Annotated in this window: 12 protein-coding genes and 2 tRNA genes; 2 read left to right on the top strand and 12 right to left on the bottom strand. The window is 59.5% G+C overall.

Translation table 11 applies throughout. The annotated features are described in order from the left end of the window. Positions 1–5 precede the first annotated feature (5 nt). From araA to JF70_RS01680, 9 genes are all read right to left on the bottom strand, one after another. A complete protein-coding gene (gene araA, locus JF70_RS01720; protein WP_045935063.1) occupies positions 6–1,520 on the bottom strand; it encodes an L-arabinose isomerase in 1,515 nt (504 codons plus the stop codon). A 30-nt stretch (positions 1,521–1,550) separates the two neighbouring features. Further along, positions 1,551–2,243, bottom strand: coding sequence for an L-ribulose-5-phosphate 4-epimerase (locus JF70_RS01715; RefSeq protein ID WP_029677749.1), 693 nt, complete (start codon positions 2,241–2,243; stop codon positions 1,551–1,553). Between the two features lie 64 nt (positions 2,244–2,307). Beyond that, positions 2,308–3,921: a xylulokinase gene (locus tag JF70_RS01710; protein WP_045935062.1), complete on the bottom strand. Its 1,614-nt coding sequence runs from the start codon at positions 3,919–3,921 to the stop codon at positions 2,308–2,310. Between the two features lie 102 nt (positions 3,922–4,023). Further along, positions 4,024–5,145, bottom strand: a complete 1,122-nt coding sequence (locus JF70_RS01705) for a LacI family DNA-binding transcriptional regulator (RefSeq protein WP_045935061.1) — start codon at positions 5,143–5,145, stop codon at positions 4,024–4,026. A gap of 38 nt (positions 5,146–5,183) precedes the next feature. Beyond that, the gene (locus JF70_RS01700; protein WP_045935060.1) at positions 5,184–5,891 is read right to left on the bottom strand and encodes a ribonuclease HII; all 708 of its coding nucleotides are present in this window, start codon (positions 5,889–5,891) and stop codon (positions 5,184–5,186) included. A gap of 7 nt (positions 5,892–5,898) precedes the next feature. Beyond that, positions 5,899–6,663 (bottom strand): signal peptidase I, encoded by a 765-nt coding sequence (gene lepB, locus JF70_RS01695; RefSeq protein WP_052690670.1) that lies wholly within the window; start codon positions 6,661–6,663, stop codon positions 5,899–5,901. Between the two features lie 145 nt (positions 6,664–6,808). Beyond that, positions 6,809–7,180: a 50S ribosomal protein L19 gene (gene rplS, locus JF70_RS01690; protein WP_024627419.1), complete on the bottom strand. Its 372-nt coding sequence runs from the start codon at positions 7,178–7,180 to the stop codon at positions 6,809–6,811. Between the two features lie 222 nt (positions 7,181–7,402). Then, a complete protein-coding gene (pgi, locus tag JF70_RS01685) occupies positions 7,403–9,100 on the bottom strand; it encodes a glucose-6-phosphate isomerase (RefSeq protein ID WP_024627418.1) in 1,698 nt (565 codons plus the stop codon). A 129-nt stretch (positions 9,101–9,229) separates the two neighbouring features. Beyond that, a complete protein-coding gene (locus JF70_RS01680) occupies positions 9,230–10,354 on the bottom strand; it encodes a mannose-1-phosphate guanylyltransferase (protein ID WP_045935059.1) in 1,125 nt (374 codons plus the stop codon). Between the two features lie 122 nt (positions 10,355–10,476). On the opposite strand from JF70_RS01680, the gene JF70_RS01675 reads away from it, so the two are divergent. Continuing rightward, a tRNA-Thr gene (locus JF70_RS01675) sits at positions 10,477–10,549 on the top strand. 40 nt (positions 10,550–10,589) lie between these two features. Beyond that, a tRNA-Leu gene (locus JF70_RS01670) sits at positions 10,590–10,670 on the top strand. Between the two features lie 53 nt (positions 10,671–10,723). Here the strand turns inward: JF70_RS01670 and JF70_RS01665 are convergent. From JF70_RS01665 to JF70_RS01655, 3 genes are all read right to left on the bottom strand, one after another. Then, positions 10,724–13,609 (bottom strand): hypothetical protein, encoded by a 2,886-nt coding sequence (locus JF70_RS01665; RefSeq protein ID WP_045935058.1) that lies wholly within the window; start codon positions 13,607–13,609, stop codon positions 10,724–10,726. A 460-nt stretch (positions 13,610–14,069) separates the two neighbouring features. Then, complete coding sequence (locus JF70_RS09145; protein WP_231578795.1) at positions 14,070–15,923, bottom strand: hypothetical protein; 1,854 nt, start codon at positions 15,921–15,923, stop codon at positions 14,070–14,072. Between the two features lie 1,364 nt (positions 15,924–17,287). Then, positions 17,288–20,149: a hypothetical protein gene (locus JF70_RS01655; RefSeq protein WP_045935056.1), complete on the bottom strand. Its 2,862-nt coding sequence runs from the start codon at positions 20,147–20,149 to the stop codon at positions 17,288–17,290. Positions 20,150–20,452: the final 303 nt, after the last annotated feature.

Below are 20,452 nucleotides of genomic sequence, written 5' to 3'. Positions count from 1 at the left end.
GGTGATCAGTGCCGGTTGTCCAGCCGGTGGTAGAGCTCGGCTGCACGAAGATCGGCTTCAAAACGGCGCGGTTCGGTGTTCTCGTCGATGACGGCGAGCTCCACGCCGGCCATCCGGGCGAAGTCCTCCCAGGCCTCGCGACCAACGGTGGTGGTCATGCAGGTATGGTGGGCCGCGCCGGCGCGCAGCCAGCACTCAGCCGAGACCTTGAGCGAGGGCCGGGGCTTCCAGAGGGCGCGTGCCACAGGCAGCTTGACCAGGGACCCGCCGGGCTCGACCACATCCACCACGTTCATGACCAGGCGGAAGCGTTCGCGTACATCCGCCAGGGAGACGACCACAGCATCAGTGCAGGGGGTGGCCGTGAAGACCAGACGAACCGGATCCTCCCTGTCACCGATAGACAGGGGGTGGATTTCCAGGCGGGGCCGTCCCTCAGTCAGCAGCGTGGGCGAGACCTCCAGCATGTGGGCGCCCATGATCTCCTCGTGGCCGGGCACGAAGTTGTAGGAGTAGTCCTCCATGAGCGAGCAGCCGCCCTTGAGACCGTAGCCCATGACGTTGCCGATCCGGATCAGAACCGAGGTCTTCCAGTCGCCCTCTGCCGAGAATCCGTACCCGTCGGCCATCAACCGCTGGGCCCCTACGCCGGGCAGCTGACGCAGGCCTCCCAGATCCTGGAAGTTGTCCACGGCGGCGGTGGCGCCCACCTCTTTCATCATGGCCCGCATGCCGAGCTCTTCGCGTGCGGCCACCACCAGGGAGTCGTACCGGGAGTCCAGAAGTTCGGGAGCCACCTCATAGCTGCGCTTGTAGTCCTCGATCAGATCCTTGACCTGGTCGTCGGTGACGGCGTTCACATGGTCCACCAGCTCGTTGACCGGCCAGGTGTTGACGGAGACGCCGAAGACCCTCTCAGCCTCGGTCTTGTCGCCCTCGGTGACGGCGACGTCGCGCATGTTGTCGCCCCAGCGGCAGACCTTCATGTTGTTGGCGGCATCCCAGCCGGCGCAGGCGCGCGCCCAGACGCCGATCTTGTCGGCAACCTCGGGGTCGGTGTAGTGACCGACCACGATCTTGCGCGGGATTCCCAGCCTGGTCAGGATGTAGCCGAACTCACGATCGCCATGGGCCGACTGGTTCAGGTTCATGAAGTCCATGTCGATGGTGTCCCAGGGGATCTCCACATGATGCTGGGTGTTCAGCTGCAGGAGCGGCTTGCGCAGCTTCTCCAGACCCCTGATCCACATCTTGGCCGGGCTGAAGGTGTGCATCCAGGCCACCACGCCGATGCAGGCCGGGTTCGACGAGGCATCGACCATGAAATTCAGGATGGAGTCCGAATCCTTCAGCGTGGGCTTCAAGACCAGCTTGACCGGGATCCGACCCGAGTCGTTGAGGGACTTGGCGATGTCCGCAGCCTGGACGCCCACCTGGCGCAGGGTCTCCTCGCCGTAGAGGTCCTGCGAACCAACGGCGAACCAGAGTTCCTTGCCCTCGAAGGGATTTTTCATGCTCATACTTCTTGCTCCTTTGCTTATGTTTCCAGCTCAGTGCTGGCCGTAGACGTGCTGGTACCGGTCGTTGAGCTTGGCTATGTCGGCCGGATCGATGGGCTTGGGCGTGCCGATCTGCTCAGCTGCCCAGACCGTGTGGGCCACCTCCTCGGTCATGGCCGCCGCCTTGACGGCAGCCTCGGCATCGGCTCCCACGGTGAAGGGCCCATGGTTGCGCATGAGCACGGCCGGGCAGCCGGGGTGATCCTTTAAGGTATCGACCACGCCCTTGCCGATGGCCTCGGAGCCAATCAGCTCAAAGGGACCCACCGGCACGGGGCCGCCGAACTCGTCGCCCATCATGGTCAGCACGCAGGGAATGTCCCTGCCCGTGGCCGCCCAGGCGGTGGCATAGGTGGAATGGGTGTGGACCACGCCATAGACATCGGGCATATGCCGGTAGATATAAGCATGGGATAGCGTGTCCGAGGAGGGAGCCTCAGCGCCGTCCACAACATTGCCATCCAGATCGGTGACCACCATGGATCCCGGGGTCAGGTGCTCATAGCGCACCCCCGAGGGCTTGATGACCATCAGATCGGCGGAGCGCAGACGCTGCGAGACATTGCCCGCCGTCCAGACCACCAGATTCCACCTGGTCAGCTGCGCATGCAGGGTGGCCACCTGCTCACGCACCAGTTTCACCTCGTCGCGCACCTCGGGCGAATAATCAGCCAAGGATACCATCAGCAACTCCTTTTCCCGGCCCGATCCCGCTGATCCGGCCGCTTGACGTTTTCAGCTCCCGGCCTCATCCCTGCAGGGGAATGGTCTTCACGGCCGCCTGCTCGATTGGCAGGCCCTTGGTGAAGCGGTCGAAGAAGGTTCTGAAGCCCTTCACATCAGCCGGGTCCGGCTGCTCCGTTGTGGACTGGACACCTGCAAAGACATTGGCATCCAAGTAGTCGGCCAGGGTCTGGTCGGCATGACCCAGGTAGTCGGCCAGGACGGCCATGCCCCAGGCGCCCCCCTCCACAGCGGTGGACATGACCTTGATGGGGGCATTGAAGGCGGCTGCCAGAATCCGCTGGGCCACCTTGGGGGTGGCGAAGATGCCGCCGTGCCCAACCATGGTATCCACCTGGACATGCTCCTGACGGGTCATCACATCCATGCCGATGGTTACCGGCGAGAAGGCCGAGAAGAGCTGGGCGCGCATGAAGTTGGCCAGGGTCATCCGTCCCTCGGGGCCGCGGGCAAAGACCGGCCGGCCCTCCTCCAGGCCAGCCAGGAACTCCCCGGAATAGAAGCAGTAGTTGATCAGTCCGCCGGCGTCCTTGTCTGCCAGAAGGGCCTGGTTGAACAGGGTGGCGTAGAGCGCATCCCCCTTCAGGTCCAGACCGGCGGCCTTGGCGAAGTCCCCGAACAGTCCAACCCAGGCGTTCAGGTCCGAGGTGAAGTTGTTGGCATGGCTCATGCCGGCCGGATCCCCAGCCGGTGTGGTGACCGGATCCACCTCGGGGTGGAAGTCACGCAGGGGATGCTCCAGGACCACCATGGCGAAGATGGATGTGCCTGCAGACACGTTGCCGGTGCGGGGACGAACCGCGTTGGTCGCCACCATGCCGGTCCCCGCATCGCCCTCGGGCGGGGCCATGGGCACGCCGGGCTGCAGCTGACCACTGGGATCGAGCAGGGCGGCGCCTTCTGCGGTCAGTGCCCCCGCATCGCTGCCGGCGGTCAACGGCTCAGGCAGCAGGTCGTGGATGTCCCAGGGCTGGTCCTGAACCTGGGGCAGTCGGGAGAAGATGTCCAGCAGGCCCTGGTCGAACTCCTTGCGTGAGGAGTCAATGGGGAACATGCCCGAGGCGTCGCCGATGCCGATGACCTTGCGGCCGGAGAGCCTCCAGTGCATGTAGCCTGCCAGGGTGGTGATGTAGGCCACCCTGGGCACATGCTCTTCGCCGTTCAGGATGGCCTGGTAGAGGTGGGCGATGGACCAGCGCTCGGGAATATTGATCTTGAAGGCCTGCGACAGCTCCTCATGGGCCTGGCGGGTGTTGGTGTTGCGCCAGGTGCGGAAGGGCACCAGCAGCTGGCCATCCTTGTCGAAGGCCAGGTAGCCGTGCATCATCGCCGAGATCCCCATGGCGCCGATCTTGGTCAGCGTCACCCCGTACTGGCGACGGACATCCTCGGCCATGGCCTTATAGGCCGCCTGCAGACCCTGGTGAATCTGGTCCATGGAGTATGTCCACAGGCCGTCCTCCAGCCGGTTCTCCCACTCGACGTCCCCGGTGGCCAGCGTCCGGTAGTCGTGGTCGATCAGCACAGCCTTGATGCGGGTGGAGCCGAATTCGATGCCCAGACTGGTCGCGCCCTCCTGTAGTTCGCTTACGATGACGCCTTGTTCGCCAACAGCCATGTCCGCTCCTTTGCCTGATATGTTAACGCTCACATAGTCTGCTTACGATTGTAACTGAGACCAGGTCATCAGGCAAGCCCGCTCAATGCGAGCCAACAGTGGTCAGATGCGCTCGACTGCGTAGCCCAGGGACCGACGCTGGATCACATCCGCCTGAATCAGCCCCACACCGTGGTGGGTGACCGGGAAGTCCACCGGCTGCCCCTGGTGAAGCAGGGCCAGGACCTGCCGCATGGTGGCCACCCCCAGATCCTCAAAGCGGGGACGGACCGTGGCCAGCGGCGGAAACATGTTGTCAACCGTGGGTACGTCGTCGAAGCCCACCAAGCTGATGTCACTGGGAATGCGGATGCCGTGCTCCTGCAAGGACCGCGCCACGCCCACGGCCTGGTTGTCGTTGGCGGTGACCACGGCTGAAGGCAGGGAGGTGCCACTCATGCCCCGCTGATCGATCAGGTGGTTCATCAGCGTGTAGGACTCCCCCGCCTCCCAGCTGCGGGCGTGGACCACGGCCGTGCGTATGCGGCAACGGGCGCAGGCCACCTTCCAGGAGGCCAGTCGGGTGGAGGCATCCCGCCACTGAGAGGGACCGGCCATATAGAGCACCCGCCTATGGCCCCGGGAGACCAGCAGCCGGGCCAGCCGCTGCACGGCGCCCCACTGGTCGATTCCGGTCATGGCTATCCGGCCTTCACCCCGCCGGCGGCTCAGGGCCTCTTCGACGCTGGTGATGCCATGCGTGGAGGTGACGATGACCCGGGGCTGGCTCACCTCCACCTGGCAGGCGGCCTGGAACATGGTGTCGGTGGGGGTCAGAAAGATGAAGGCATCCACATTCTGCTCCAGAAAGGTGCCGCAGAGCTCCTGGAATCCGGCAAGCGTACAAGCTGACTCGTCCACCATCATGACCGACATGAACAGACCATGGGAACGGGCCACGGTCTCGATGGCCGTGATCGATGAGACAGGCCCGAAGAGACTGACGCCGCCAGCCACCAGTCCGATGGTCCGGCTGCGGCTGGATGCCAGGGCCCGCGCAGAGTTGCTGGGTCGGTAGCCCAACTTCCTGATGGCCTGCTGGACCTTGATCCGCGTCGCCGGAGAAACGTCCTTGGAATTGTTGATGACCCTGGAAACGGTCTGGTGGGAGACCCCGGCCAGCCGGGCAACCTCGAACATGGAGGGGCGCTTGGACCGTGACCTGCCCCCGTTGCCTGCGGGCATGTGACCTTCTTCCGATAGCCGTGTCGACCGTTCCGATATTAGCCCCTGCCGGGACCGGACGAGGGCAAATGCCAGCTGACCCGATGCAGACGGCTGGGCCCCAGACGGCGAATGGCCTCCAGGTGTGCAGGCGAACCATAGCCCTTGTTGTGCTCCCACTGGTATGGGGCCAGGGCGGGGTCGGAGGCGGCCAGACGGACCATAAGCCGGTCACGGGTGACCTTGGCGATGACCGCTGCGCAGGCCACACTGGCACAGTGGGCGTCGCCCTTGACCTGGGTGGAGACCTTGGGCAGAACAGGAAGGTCGGGGGCGTCAAAACTGTCGGCGGCCGGGGTGATGTAGTCATTGGGGCCGTCAAGGATGGCGGCCAGACGGCGGCCAGGCCCCAGGTCCATCCCCTGCTCCAATTCAGCCAGCGCACGCAGGGCGGCGATGCCCAGGGCATGGACGATGCCCCACTGATCGATCTCATGGTTGGAGCAGGCCCCCACCGCCCAGCCGGCAGCCCAGTCCTCCAGGTCACGATACATGGCCAGCCGACGTGCGGGGGTCAGCATCTTGGAATCGGCCACCCCGTCAGGGACCTTCAAATTGGGCAGGTCAGCGGACCGGACAGCCACCACGCCGACCATGGCCGGACCCGCCAGGGCTCCGCGGCCGACCTCATCCAGACCAAGCACATACTCGGCTCCCTGGCCAGCCAAGGCTGCTTCGGTGGCCAGGGTCGGCAGGATCCGCCTCACAGCCGGTTCAGTCCTGCGTCGGCTCGGGCACGGCGTCGAAGACCTTGTGCTGGTTGTTGAGCAGCTTCCAGCTACCCACGGGATAATAGGTAAGCAGCGCGGTGCCTTTGATGTTGTCCATGGGGACCAGGCCATTGTGGCCGTCGTCCTTGTGCAGGCGGGAATCGGCGGAATTGGAACGGTTGTCGCCCATGACGAAGACGTACCCAGGGTCCACCTTGACCTTGAAGGCAAAGGAGCTGGGCTCCACTCCTGGGCGCAGGTAGGAGCTCTCGTCCAGGGCAACGCCGTTGACGGTGACCGGAGCGCCATGACCCTTGCAGGCCACCGTGTCGCCGGGCATGCCGATCAGGCGTTTGACCAGGTGACTGCCACGAAAGCTGGGTGCGGACTCTTCACCCAGCCAATTGGCAGGGTCGGTGAAGACCACCACATCCCCTCGGCGGGGGGCCACCATGGATCTGGTCAGCCGGTGAGTGGTCAGGATTCTGTCCCCGACGCCAAGGGTGTTCTCCATGGAGCCGGAGGGGATGACGTAGATGCTGAACAAAAATATGCGCAGGACGGCGACAACGGCCAAGAGGGTAACCAGCTCGAACAGAAACTCGGGCAGGAAACCACGCTCACCCAGACGCGGGTGGCTGCCCTTGGTGGAGCCGCGTCCACCGGGACGGTCGAAGGCATGACGGGGCGGCACCGGGGCTGAGGTGGCCTGTCTGCCGTCCGGGTACCAGAGTCCCGACGAGGTCGCTTCCTCATCCCGAAAGGCCATATCCACTCCTTGTCATCCGCCGGAACCCGCACGCGAACAGGTTCCGCATGCCTCATAGCGTACACACCCAAGCATGGAAAAACCCGGGAGAATTGCATCCCGGGTGTTAGCGGCCAGCCTTAGGCTGGGTCGCCCTGGTCGAAACCTACTTGTTGGACTCGGCCTTGTTGTCGCGACGCTCGACAATGCGGGCTGCCTTGCCGTGCAGACCACGCAGGTAGTAGAGCTTGGCGCGGCGGACACGGCCGTGGCGCAGCACCTTGATGGAGTCGATCTGCGGGGAGTGCAGAGGGAAGCGACGCTCGACGCCCACGCCGAAGCTGACCTTGCGCACCAGGATGGTCTCGCGCACGCCGGAGCCCTGACGGGCGATCACCACGCCCGTGAAAGCCTGGATACGAGAGTTGTTGCCCTCAGTGATGTTGACGTTGACCTCGACGGTATCGCCGGGGCGGAAGTCTGGGATCTGCTCCGCAGGCTTCATGTGGCTGGCGTCGAATTCCTGAATCGCGTTCATGCTGTTCCTCCATGGCCGCCGCACATCGACCCATGACATGGACCGCAACCATCAAAGGAAGCAATCCTGGACGGAACCCGACGGTCTGCCGTCGGGGGTGCCGATCCGCCGGAGCATCCGGCTGGACCTGAAAGGAAGGGAGCCCATGCGGCAGCTACCCTTCCGGCAAACAACTGTCCAATAATATACCACGAGCCGGACCTGCATGGGCCCGGCCGGACATCAGCGGCGGTGGGCCCTGTAGAAGGCGATCAGGGACTTTGTGGACTGATCCTGCTCAGCCAACGCCTGGTCGTCCCGGGAGATGGCCGGCGTAATCTCGCGGGCCAGCTTCTTGCCCAGCTCGACGCCCCACTGGTCGAAGGAATCAATGCCCCAGACAGTGCCCTCGGTCAGGGTGATGTGTTCGTAGAGGGCGATCAGCTCGCCCAGGGCGGCCGGGGTCAGTGCATCACCGAAGATGGAGGTGGTGGGCCGGTTGCCGGTGAAGACACGGGCCGGGACGATGGCCTCCGGGGTGCCCTCGGCGCGGACCTCGTCGGCGGTCTTGCCGAAGGCCAATGCCTTGGTCTGGGCCAGGAAGTTGGCCAGGAAGAGCTCATGCACGTCCTGGTCGCCGTCCTTGGCCGGATTGGGGGTGTTGGCGAAGGCGATGAAGTCGGCGGGGATCAGGCGGGTGCCCTGGTGGATCAGCTGGTAGAAGGCGTGCTGTCCGTTGGTGCCGGGCTCCCCCCAGAAGATTTCGCCGGTCAGGCTGGTCACCGGCGTGCCGTCCCAGCGCACGGACTTGCCGTTGGACTCCATGGTCAGCTGCTGCAGGTAGGCCGGGAAGCGGTGCAGATACTGGTCATAGGGCAGCACGGCGTGCGAGTGGGCGCCGAAGAAGTTGACATACCAGACGTTGAGCAGGCCCATCAGAGCAACTACGTTTCGATCCAGGGGGGTGGCGCGGAAGTAGCGGTCTACAGTGTTGAAGCCCTTGAGGAACTCCTCGAAGCGCTCGGGGCCGATGGTGATGGCCAGGGAGGTGCCCACGGCGGAATCCACCGAGTACCGGCCGCCGACCCAGTTCCAGAAGCCGAAGACGTTGTCCGGATCGATGCCGAAGTCGCGCACCTTGTCCAGGGCGGTCGAAACGGCGATGAAGTGCCGACGGATGGCCTCGGCCGAGAGGTCCTCGCCGTCCTTGGACAGCAGGCCACGCTCCCCCAGGCTCTTCAGGAGCCAGGCGCGGGCCTGGCGGGCGTTGGTCAGGGTCTCCAGGGTGGTGAAGGTCTTGGAGACGATGATGAAGAGCGTAGTCTCCGGATCCAGATCGCGCGTCTTCTCGGCCAGGTCGTTGGGATCGATGTTGGAGATGTAGCGGGCGCTGATGCCGGCATCCGCGTAGGGCTTCAGGGCCTCGTAAGCCATGACCGGGCCAAGGTCGGAGCCGCCGATGCCGATGTTGACCACGGTGGTGATGCGCTTGCCGGTCAGACCGGTCCAGCTGCCCGAGCGGACCTGGTCGGCAAAGGCATAGATGCGCTTGAGGGTGTCGCGGACGTCGCCGACAACATCCTGGCCGTCCACGATCAGCCGGCCGCGATCCTCCTCGGGACGGCGCAGGGCTGTGTGCAGGACGGCCCTGTCCTCGGTGTTGTTGATGTGCTCGCCGTTGAACATGGCCTCGATCCGCTCCTCAAGGCCGACCTCACGGCCCAGTTGCGCCAGCAGTGACAGAGTCTCGGGCTGAATCAGGTTCTTGGACAGGTCGATATAGAGATCACCCAGCTCGAAGCTGAGCTTTTCGGTGCGCTGCGGATCCTTGGCGAACCATGCGCGCAGATCGATCCCCTGGCGCTGCATGTCGTCGAAGTGCTGGTGCAAGGCCGCCCAGGCCTTGGTGCTGGTAGCGTCCACTGGAGGATTGATGGCCATGGTTGTTCGGGTCCTTTCATGAGGTGATGCCCGGTCTACCGAGCACCCGGTTCTGTAACCCAAACTACTCACAAAAGCAGACAGAAGACAACAAAATCAGTCAATCTTCTTAACCAAGCCGGATTGCTCTCAGAGTATGTCGTCACAGCCGTACTGGGCCAACTTGGCCACCATGTCCTTGACTTCCTGACTTCGGGCCCGGGGGGCCACCAGGAGCGCGTCGGGAGTGTCGACGACGATCATGTCATCCACACCCAAGAGGGCGACCGTGCGTTCGGAGCCGGGAACGACCATATCTCCGGCTGAATCCAGATACATGACCCGGTCGGCATCCCCAAGAATCTTGATGTTGCGCCTGTTGGAGGATGGAAGCAGACCAGCCACTGAATTGAAGTCACCGATGTCATCCCAATCGAAGCCCCCTGGAACAACCGCAACACCTCCGGCCGCCGATAGGGGCTCGGCCACGGCATAGTCAAAGGCGATCTTCTCAATGCCCGGCCAGTGCTCCTCCATGGACTGGCTGCGGGCCTGCCCGCCCTGGTCCCAGACCTGGGCGATGGCCATCACCGCGGCGTGGAGCTCCGGCTTGTAACGACGAAGGCAGTCCAGGAGCACCTGCGCTTGCATGACGAACATGCCGGCGTTCCACCGGTACTCCCCTGTCGACAGGTAGGCCTGGGCCGTAGAGGCATCCGGCTTTTCGACGAATTCGCTGACCAGGCGGGCATCAGGGGCCCCGGGAATGCGATCGGCCAGGGAGGGGCCTTGGTGGATGTAGCCGAAGGCGGTGGAGGGACGGGAGGCGGCGATGCCGATGGTGGTCACATAACCGGCCCGGGCCGCTGCCACCGCCTGCTCCACTGAGGCCGCGAATGCTTTGTCGTCTCGGATGACGTGGTCGGCGGCAAAGGAGCCCACGATGATTTCCCCGCCGTGCCGCCGGGCCAGCACAGCAGTCGCCAGGGCTATAGCCGCCGTGGAATCGCGAGGAACCGGCTCGGCGAAGAGCGCGTCCTCAGCCAGATCCGGAAGCTGCTGACGCACCTGGTCCACATGCCGCTGACCAGTGGAGACGACCACATGGTCGGCCCCGCAGATGCCGGCCAGCCGGTCAAAGGTGCCCTGGATCATTGTTCTGCCCGACCCCAAGAGATCATAGAGGAACTTGGGCCGGTCCTGGCGGCTCAATGGCCAGAGCCGGGTGCCCACGCCCCCGGCCGGAATGACGGCATAGAAATCATCGAGATCCATGCCTTCCATTGTGTCAAGAAGCTTGTACACCCTTGGCCTGAAGCCCAAGGCGTTTTTATCCCGCACATCCAGTATGATGTAGCATGTTGTCTTCTTCCGGCGGGTCCGGACGGGAGGCGAAGGCCACTTTAGCTCAGTTGGCAGAGCGTCTCACTCGTAATGAGAAGGTCGACAGTTCGATTCTGTCAAGTGGCTCTTCCACCAGTTGCCCTTTCAACGGCAGGGCACGTCGTACGCGCGAGTGGCGTAATGGTAGCCGCGCAGGATTTAGGTTCCTGTGTCTTCGGACGTGTGGGTTCGAGTCCCATCTCGCGCACAGGTATTAAAAACAGGGCCCGCAAGAACAGGCCCTGTCTTACGTTGCGGGGATCAGCGTCGGCTTTCCTGCTTGTTCCTCAGGCAGGCCACGAAGCCCACCAGGCCTAGGGCTATCAGCAGCAGAATCCTGAGCACGGAAAGCGGCCATCCGCCGGTAAGCGGCAGGGAGGAGGTCGAAGGCCGGAACTCCAGCACCTGCGACACCGAGGCCGACTGGTTCCCGCCCTGGAACCGGCCCTGCGCGTCAGGGCCCTCGGCATCATCCGAAAGCACCTGGACGGCGACATCCCCCTGCTTCATTCCCTCAGGCGGGACCGCCTGCCAAATGCCCTGGTCCCCCACAGCCACATCCGTGCCAGTGTTGTCAGGCCAGGTCACATGCACCATGGTCCCCTTGGTCTCAGGAATCTTCCTGTCCCCGTCCACATACTTGTAGGCCCTGCCGGCCACCTGGAAGACGTCATGGCGGTCAATGGTCAGCGTGGTGGGCGTCATGTCGATCTTCCGCTCGATGGATGCCGGGCCCGAACGGAGGTTCATCGGGTTGATCATCTCAACCTGGAAGGCGTACGTCTGCGTCTCGTCACCACCTGTGTAGCCTGTGAACTTATCAGCTGGGATATTCAGCAACCAGGACCAGGTGGAAGACGTCGTCTTGGTCAAGCCCAGCGTGAGACCTGTCGCGGAATCTTCGGCGGAAGAAACAGTGCCGGCAGCCGCATCCCTCTGGAAGGTGTTGGCCGGAGTGGTCAGCAAAGGCGTCCAATCCGACGCGGTCTTCTGCTTTATCGAAACGACCATCCTCGAATCAGCCATCCCCAGCCCTCCTGAGGACCAGGCTGTATATATAGGAGACACCTCACCCTTGAACACAACGACCGAATCCGCCGGCAGGCTCCCGTTGACCGTATGGGGCACAGTGACCGAGAACTTGCTGGCATCCGGGACGTTTTCTCCCGAAACGAAATAGGCAGTTCCAATATTCGAGAAGAACGAGGTCAGGCCGAACCCGGAGACAGACTCAGTCACCCAGGCATGATAACGCCTGTAGCCGCTGTACTTGTTGCCAGGATCCGGCGACGGATACAGCTTGTTCGTGTCCTGTATCCGCCAGGAACCCCCCTGCTTGCTCTTGGGATCGACCTGGCACTCAGCCTCGCCCAGCCTGAACCCCCACGTGTCCGTCCCTTTCACCAGGTCATCGCCATTCGTGCCCTGCCCCTCCACAATGGGATTATTGGGATCCTCGCCGTAGAGAACAACCGTGTTGGGACGCGCAGGATCCTTGGAAGGCGTACACTCACCGCTGATTACCGGATCAAGCTTGGTCGTATACACGCTTCCAGAAGCATCCAGAGCGCTGCCGGCATCGTTCTCAATCTTCGTGATCGTCGGATCATCAGGACGAGGCACGTCATACTTATAGAACGCGCTATTGATTGTCCATCCCGCAGAGATATTCGTATCCTTCTCCACGGTGGACATACCATCGTTTATCCCTACAAGACCAGCGCTCTTGGGGTTGTACACTTCAGGGCTGACGGTACAAGCGCTGCCATCCCGATTCGTGGTGACAGGCCAGGTGACCATCTTGAAATAGCCGTCAAGATCCTGCTTCTCCTTGGCCTCCTTGAAATCAATCCCGCCATCAGCCTTCTGGGCAGGCATGGGATTGCCATCCTTGTCAGTGGCAAAAAGCACGTTGGGGTTGTCGAGATATTGAGGATCCTTCGGACTCACGTTGAAAGCGGAATACTTGCTGACTTGGGACGCCTTGCTGGTCGTGGTAGTCGCCGTATTGGGGGACGGCTGCTGGCCTGTCACCAGGATCGGCTCAGGGGTCAGCTCATTGACAGGCACCCACTCGCTATCCTTCAGAGCCACCCACTGGTAATAGTAGGAATTGGTCTCAGAACATATGCCATCAGGATTGTCATTTGTACTGCCACGCGGATTCAGCCAGTACACGAAGAAAGACCGCGCCGGAGCTGTGCCCGGAGCAGTGCCGGCGATTGGCCCAGTAGCATTGCTCTTATAGTCAGGGAAACCATAATCCGTCACCATGCCCCAGTTGGCCTGATTGTTTTGATAGAGATTAGGGTTGGTGTCCCAACCGACCCAGGAATACGGGCCACTGCACTTCATATCCGCTTTGCTATCCAGGCAGTAACCCATATACACTTTCATCTGTTTATCCTGGGACATGCTCGCTGTGATATTTGAATATCTATCCTGAGCCTGTAAATCACTCATGGAAGCCGGATCAAAGCTTGTGCAGTTATCGGTAGTCCAGGACCAGGAAGAATTGCCACAAGACAGGGCGGTATTCTGGTCACCAACGATGGCAAAGACATTCAAGGGCTCGGGGTGACCGCCAACTACAAATTTTGCGGGATCTGGAGACTTATCCTTAATGTTCATGTCGCCTTCGATGGAAATGGTCAGGTAGTCATACAAACCAGAATTGATGATCTTGTGAACGGTGAAGAACTCATCCTGGTTCCTGGCCCAGGCTAAGGCACCATCATAAGCGTAGGCATTTTTATTGCTGTCTACGTAATCATCCGGGGTGATAGTGTTCATATACCGCACGCGCCTGTAATAGTCAGGGTTTTCGGAACCAACAAACTGATATATGAAAGATAAATTGCATTGTGACGGATTTTTGGTGTCAGTCCCACCAACACCGACACAATCCGGCTTAAATTCATTGTGCTTCACGCGCAGGATGAAGTCCATGCGCAGCTCATCCTGGTAGGCATCGATCCTGTCGTTGAAGGCCATCATCCTATAGAGCAGGGGTTTTCTGCTGGCCGTTTCGTCCTGTCCATCGATGGCATTGGCGTGATTAGCCGAAAGGGCGCTCAGACCAAGCGGAATAACCATGGCCAGCGTCGCCAGAAGGGTTACCAGAACGGCGATGATCTGACGGCTCACACGCTGTGAACCCTTGGCGCTCCGTTCTTGCAATCGCTTCAATACAATACCCCCAAATCAAGATACAATTATCCTTTAGAGCGGCTCTACTTTGCTTTTAATTTGTCCCCAACTGTTTCGACTCTATCATAGAGATAAAAAAATAGCATCTTCGCCTTTTCCATACATGCTCCAAGAGCACTGGAATTGCAAGCATTATCCAGGATTCCCATAGGGTGTTTCACGAAGGGCATTTCACAACCGTTTACGGTCTTCATCTGGCTGGTCTAATTGGACGGGGAGGCCACCTTGTCATGGAAAGGCAGACAGTTCGACGCTGTCAAGCGGCTCTCCCGCCAGCTGTCCTTCAGATGTCTGGGCTCGAGTCCCATCTCGCGCACAGGAAACACAAGCAGGGCCTGCCCTCATCCCCCGAATTCCGCGGAGATGAGCACAGGCCCTGCCTTATGCCGCCCGAAAATCAGTATCGGCTCTCCTGCCTATTCCTCAGGCAGGCCACAAAGCCAGCCAGACCCAGTATCAACATCAGCAGGATCCTGAGCACGGAAAGCGGCCATCCTCCGGCGAAGGGCAGGGATGAGGTGGAGGGCCGGAATTCCAGTGCGTGTGACACCGCAGCCGACTCGTTTCCACCTCGGAAGTTGCTGCTTTGAGTATCAGCGCTTTCGGCATCATCGGAAGAAACCTGAGCGGTGAATTTTCCCTGGTTTATCCCCTCAGGCGGAGTCGCCTGCCATGAACCCTGGTCTCCCACGGCGACATCTGTGCTGCTGTTGCCGGGCCAGGTTATATGGACCAGAGTCCCTTTGGTCTCAGGAACCCTGATGTTTCCGTTGACATACTTATAGGCCTTGCCTGCTACCTGGAAGATATCGTACCGCTCCAAGGTCAGCGTGGTCGGCGTCATGTCGACCGTCCGGTTGATGGAAGCCGGGTCCGAAGGGACATTCAGAGGGTTGATCATCTTGACCTGGAAGGTATACTTTTGCGTTTCGTCGTCGCCGTTGTAACCGGTGAATCTGTCAGCCGATATGGTCAAGGTCCAGGACCAGGTGGAAGCCGCCGTCTTCGTGAGATTCAACGTGAGTCCCGAGGCGGAATCCGCGGCGGAAGAAGCAGTGCCGACCGCCGCATCCCGTTGGAAGGTGTTGGCCGGAGTGGTCAGCAGGGGCGTCCAGTCCGAGGCAGCATTCTGCTTCATGGAAATGGCCAGCCTGGAATCAGTCATCCCCAGCCCACCCGAGGACCAGGCCATATTTATAGGCGAAACAGTGCCTTTGAAGGTGACGACCGAGTTTGCCGGCAGAATCCCGTTTTTCGTGTGGGGCACTGTGACGGAGAGCTTGCCATCCGGAGCATTCTCGTTGGAGACGAAATAGGCTGTTCCTATGTTCGAGAAGAAGGAGGTCAGGCCGAACCCGGAGGCGGACTCGGTCACCCAGGCATGATAGCGCCTGTAACCGTTGTACTTATTGCCGGGATCCGGCGACGGATACTGCTTATTGGTGTCCTGTATCTGCCAGGACCCTCCCTGTTTGCTCTTGGGATCGACCTTGCATACAGCCTCGCCCAGCCTGAACCCCCAGGAGTCCGAGCTTTTCACCAGGTCGTCGCTGCTCTTGCTCTGCCCCTCCTTGAAGGGATTGCCGGGATCCTCGCCGAACAGAGTAACCGTGTTGGGATGCGTGTCGTCTTTGGAGGGAGTGCACTCACCGCTGACCACCGGATCAAGCTTGCCGGTATAGACGCTTCCCGAGGCATTCAAGGAGCCATCAGCATTATTCTGGATGTTGGTGATGGTCGGATCGTCGGGACGAGGCACATCATACTTATAGAATGCAGTATCGATAACCCATCCTGCATCCAGATTCGTATTTTTCTGGGCTGTAGACATATCGTCTGTTATCCCAACAAGATCATCCTGTTGCGGGTCGTATATTTTAGTGGTGACTTCGGGAGTGCTTGCCGTCGGCTTGCACTGGGTGCCATCGTCATTAGTAGTGACAGGCCAAGTAACTAGTTTGAAATAACCGTCAAGATCCTGCTTCTCCTTGGCCTCCTTGAAATCAATCCCGCCATCAGCCTTCTGAGCAGGCATAGGCTGGCCATCCTTATCAGTCGCAAAAAGCACGTTGGTGGTATTCGCATACTTGGGGTCAGTCGGATCGACGTTGTATGCCGTATTGTCATTGACCTGATATTGAAGACCCCAGGAACTGGTCAAGCCGTTTACTGCTGGCTTCTGACCAGTTACTAGCACCGGTTTAGGCGTCAGCGCATCGACAGGCACCCATTGGCTATTCTTCTGCGCCACCCATTGGTAGTAATAGGAGTTGGTCGTGGAACATATTCCACCAGCGCTGTTATTTCCACGCAAATTGAACCAGTATACAAAGAAGGATTTGGGGGGTGCCACTCCTGGAACCGGCTTATCTCCTATAGGGAATCCATAATCCGTTACCATGCCCCAATTGGCCTGGTGACCACCATAAAGAGGGGGATTACCGTCCCAGCCAACCCAAGAACCGGGTCCGCTGCACTGAGGATGGGGACTATCACCTAGGCAGTTGCCCATATACAGCTTGATGCCCCTGCCCTGGTCTGCAGTGATATTTGCAACCCTGTCTTGGACGTTACTGCTGATAGTGCTGGGATCGAAGGTGCAGTCATTCGTAGTGTAGTCCCATGGAGAAGTCCATGGAGAACTTCCACACGACAGCGTATTGTTTTGCTGACCAACAATTGCGTAGACGTTCAAAGGTTCCGGATAACCGCCGGTGACATAATATTTCGGATCCTTGGAAGTATCCATATAGGACAAATCACCCTCTATGGATACAGCGAGGAAGTCATATAAACCAGAGTTGATTACTTTATGAACCGTAAAGAACTCGGCCTCGTTTTCCGCCCATTGCTCAGCACCGCCAGTAGGGTCGTTAGGGTTTGTCGAAATAGTATTCAGATACCGTATCCTGCGATAGTGAGACGGATTTTGCGCTCCTTCAAACTGATATGCGAAAGACAAATTGCACTTTACTGAATCATAAGGAGAAGTATCACGCATCGGTACGCATTGCGGATTGAAATCGTTATGTCTCACGCGCAGGATAAAATCCATCCGCAGTTCATCCTGGTATGAATCAATCTTGTCATTGTAGGCCAACATCTTATAGAGCAGAGGCTTCCTGCTGGCCGTCCCGCCCTGCCCATCGATGGCATTGGCCTGATTGGCCGAAAGCGCACTCAGCCCTAGCGGAACAACCATGGCCAACGTCGCCAAAAGGGTTATCAAAACAGCCACTATAGGGCGATCCACATGCCGTGGACCCTTATTGCCCCGTTCTTGCAATCGGTTCAACACGTTACCCCCCACACCTCAATGCAACCATCTCCAGAATCAGATGGACTGCACGCTTGACTGTCCCCGGTGCAGGCCACGAAACCCTGGAGCACAAGTACCGCATCCTCACTTATGGCATCTTCTTGTCCCCTTTACATGCTTTAAGAGTACCGAGACTGAAAGCGTGATCTGGGATTCAGATAGGGTGTTTCGCGACCGTCCTTAGTCTTGACTAAGAACAGTCTGAGTTAGGGGTGGGGGTGACTGGCAACGGCAGGGCCCCACTCATCCTCTCAACTTCATGGGGCGGGGGCGGGTCCTGTCTGATGCTGCCGGGGTCAGTGCCGGCTTTCCTGCCTGTTCCTCAAACAGGCCACGAAGCCCACCAGGCCAAGAGATATCAGCAGCAGGATTCTGAGCACGGAAAGCGGCCATCCCCCGGTAAGAGGCAAAGCCGAGTTGGAAGGACGGAACTCCAGCTCATGCGACACCGAGGCCGACTGGTTCCCGCCCTGGAACCTGCCCTGCGCGTCAGCACCCTCAGCATCATCCGAAAGCACCTGAGCAGAGAACTGCCCCTGGTTGATGCCCTCAGGAGGAACCGCCTGCCACGAACCTTCGTCCCCCACGACGACATCCGTACCACTGCCGCCGGGCCAGGTCACATGCACCAGGGTGCCTTTGGTCTCGGGAACCTTCCTGTCCCCGTCCACATACTTATAGGCTTTCCCCGCCACCTGGAAGACGTCATACCGCTCCAAGGTCAACGCGGTGGGCGTCATGTCGACCTTCCGCTCGATGGATGCCGGGCCCGAACGGAGGTTCATCGGGTTGACCATTTCAACGCGGAAATCATACAGTTGTGTCTCGTCGCTGCCGTCGTAGCCGCTGAACCTGTCAGCAGGGATGTTCAGCGTCCAAGACCAGGTGGAAGCCGCCGTCTTGGTCAAGCCCAGCGTAAGGCCCGTCGCGGAATCCGCGACGGAAGACGTGGTACCGGCCGCTGCATCCCTCTGGAATGTGCTGGCCGGAGTGGTCAGCAGGGGCGTCCAGTCCGAGGCAGTCTTCTGCTTCATCGAAACAGCCATGCTCGAATCCGTCATCCCCAGCCCTCCTGAGGACCAGGCAGTATATACAGGAGACACTTCACCCTTGAACGTGACCACCGAACCTGCGGGCAGGCTCCCGTTGACCGTATGAGGCACCGTGACCGAGAGTTTGCTCGCATCCGGGACGTTCTCCCCCGAAACGAAATAGGCCGTCCCGATGTTCGAGAAATAGGAGGTCAAACCGAATCCGGAGATGGACTCGATCACCCAGGCATGGTAACGCCTGTAGCCGCTGTACTTGTTGCCAGGATCCGGCGACGGATACAGCTTGTTCGTGTCCTGTATCCGCCAGGAACCGCCCTGCTTGCTCTTGGGATCGACCTGGCACTCAGCCTCGCCCAGCCTGAACCCCCACGTGTCCGTCCCCTTCACCAGGTCATCGCCATTCGTGCCCTGCCCCTCCGCAATCGGATTGGCTGGGTCCTCGCCGTAGAGAACAACCTTGTTGGGGCGCGCGGCATCCTTGGAAGGCGTACACTCACCACTGACCACCGGATCAAGCTTCGACGTATACACACTGCCCGAAGCATCCAGAGCGCTGCCGGCATCGTTCTCAATCTTCGTGATCGTCGGATCATCAGGACGAGGCACATCATACTTATAAAAGGCACTATTGATCGTCCAGCCCGCAGCAATATTCCGTTCTATATCCGAGCTGTTCATACCGTCACGTATACCGACGAGACCTTTCTGATCAGGGTTGTACACTTCAGGACTGACGGTACAAGCGTTGCCGTCCCGATTCGTGGTGACAGGCCAGGTGACCATCTTGAAATAGCCGTCAAGATCCTGCTTCTCCTTGGCCTCCTTGAAATCAATCCCGCCATCAGCCTTCTGGGCAGGCATAGGCTGGCCGTTCCTGTCAGTGGCAAACATCTCATTGGGATTGCTGGGCTGTTTGGGCAAATTGAAAGCGGAATACTTGCTGACTTGGGCCGCCTTGCCAGTCGTGGTGGTGACCGTATTGGGGGACGGCTGCTGGCCTGTCACCAGGACCGGCTCGGGAGTCAGCTCATCAACAGGCACCCACTCGCTATCCTTCAGAGCCACCCACTGATAATAATAGGAATTGGTCTCAGAACATATGCCATCAGGATTATCTCTAGTGCTGCCGCGCACATTGAGCCAGTACACGAAGAACGACCGTGCCGGAGCTGTTCCCGGAGCAGTGCCGGCGATTGGCCCAGTAGCATTGCTCTTATAATCAGGAAAACCGTAATCCGTCACCATGCCCCAGTTAGCCTGATTGCCTCCGTAGAGATTTGGGTTGCTGTTCCAACCAACCCAAGAATACGGGCCGCTGCACTGAAGATCAGCGCCCGTGCCCAGGCATTCTTGCATATACAAAGTGAAGTTTTTGTCGTTCGCCGCTAAAGTTGAAGTAATGTTGGATACCCTGTCCGGCGCATTGATCATGGTTTCAGGGTCAAAATTGCGACAATTATCGATTCCGGTGCTCCAGCTCCACGAATTACCAGGACGAAGGCAGGACAGTGCATCGTCCTGTTTACCAACGACTGCATAGATATTCACCGGCTCGTTGGCCCCACCCGGTTGGTAATATGACGCATCAGCAGAATTCTTCAGCGCCAGATCACCCTCAATGGAAATGGTCAGATAGTCATATAAACCGGAGTTTATTATGGTGTGCACGGTGAAATACTCATCTTGATTTTGCGCCCACTTGTAGGCTCCGGACCAGGGCTGATCCGAGGATGATGCTGAGGCTATGGTGTTCAGATACTTTATTCTGCGATAAAAGGAAGTGTCATCTGACCCCTTGTACTGATAGACAAAGGCCAGATTGCAATTGCCCTTGGTATCGGCACCAGAAGTGGCGTCGGCGCAAGAAGGGTCAAACTCGTTGTGTTTCACACGCAGGATGAAGTCCATGCGCAGCTCATCCTGATAGGAATCAAGCTTGTTGTTGTAGCCCAACATCCGATAGAGTTTGGGCTTCCTGCTGGCTGTTTCGTCCTGCCCATCAATGGCATTGGCCTGATTGGCCGATAGGGCGCTCAGCCCAAGCGGAACAACCATGGCCAGCGTCGCCAGAAGAGTTACCAGAACGGCGATTATCGGACGGCTCACACGCTGTGGACCATTAGCGTCCCGTTCCTGCAAACGCTTCAATACAATACCCCCCAAACCACAATGAAATCATGCTCCAGAACAAATCAAGTCTGCTTTTGACCTACCCCCAATTAAGGCAACTACACATAGAGCACAACAATGCATATAAATTTTCTTTGCCTTTCCAAGGCTACAGAAGTCAAGGGCATAATCTGGGATTCAGGTGGGGTGTTTTGCGTCCGTTCAAGTTCTTGACCACGGCAGGGCCAGTACCCAGCTGCGAGAGGCAAAATGTTGTCGTCTTCCGACCGGTCTGGATTG

The organism is Bifidobacterium mellis (assembly GCF_000967265.1).
Classification (GTDB): Bacteria; Actinomycetota; Actinomycetes; order Actinomycetales; family Bifidobacteriaceae; genus Bombiscardovia; species Bombiscardovia mellis.
Note: the sequence above shows the minus strand (reverse complement) of the source record. Positions and strands in the feature narration are given on the sequence as shown.